This window comes from Paraburkholderia sp. SIMBA_053 (assembly GCF_046534895.1).
GTDB lineage: Bacteria > Pseudomonadota > Gammaproteobacteria > Burkholderiales > Burkholderiaceae > Paraburkholderia > Paraburkholderia caledonica.
Window position 1 is genome coordinate 1 of the sequence record NZ_JAWRXU010000536.1, and the last position, 278, is coordinate 278.

At 65.1% G+C, this 278-nt stretch carries 1 protein-coding gene; it reads right to left on the minus strand.

Annotation, left to right across the window (positions count from 1 at the left end):
* Positions 1–278: ATPase, T2SS/T4P/T4SS family (locus tag SB753_RS36750; RefSeq protein ID WP_410805045.1), on the minus strand; the 278-nt coding region annotated here is incomplete at both ends.

Genomic DNA, 278 nt, shown 5'->3' on the forward strand with positions numbered 1-278 from the left:
CGTCGAGCAGTTCGGCCATCGGCGGCGTGAGGCTTTGCGACGCGACCAGGTCGCTCATTTGCAGCGGATTCACGGCGAAACGCCGGATCGACATCAGCGGTCCATCCACGGCGGAGGGCGGAATGATCGCATTGACGCGCGAGCCGTCGGGCAGCCGCGCATCGACCATCGGACTCGACTCGTCGATGCGCCGCCCGACGCGCGAGACGATCTTCTCGATCACCTTCATCAGATGCGCGTCGTCGTAGAAGGTCACGTCCGTCAACTCGAGACGGCCG